Raw genomic sequence first — 480 nt, 5'->3', positions numbered from 1 at the left:
GCGCCCGTCCACCTGGGGCTGGACGCTGCTGGTCGCCACCGGCGTCGTGGTCATCAGCAACCTCATCGCCTACCTCAGCAAACAGGCCGGCATCGAACCGGTCCCGACCAACCTGCTGCTCATGGAGCAGTCGCTGGCGCAGTTCCCGTGGTTCCTGGCGGTGTTCGCGATCCTGCTCGCACCGGCCTATGAAGAATTGCTGTTCCGCCGCGTCCTGTTCGGCCGCCTCTGGCAGGCCGGCCGGATCAGCCTGGGCATGCTGCTGAGCAGCCTGGCGTTCGCGTTGATCCATGAAGTCCCGGGTGCCAGCGGCAATGGCCCGTGGGAGATCGCGCAGCTGTGGCTGGTCTACGGCGGCATGGGCGCGGCCTTCGCCTGGTTGTACCAGCGGACCGGCACCCTGTGGGCCCCGATCGCCGCGCACGCGCTGAACAACGCCATCGCATTGGCGGCGCTGGTGTTCCTGGGCCTTCACTGACC

General features: G+C 67.9%; 1 protein-coding gene. It reads left to right on the top strand.

The features are described 5' to 3' along the window. Positions 1-478: lysostaphin resistance A-like protein (locus AC1DN0_RS41410; protein WP_477146655.1), on the top strand; the 478-nt coding region annotated here is incomplete at its 5' end. Positions 479-480 lie beyond the last annotated feature (2 nt).

The organism is Cupriavidus sp. 05N39, assembly GCF_056397325.1.
Note: the sequence above shows the minus strand (reverse complement) of the source record. Positions and strands in the feature narration are given on the sequence as shown.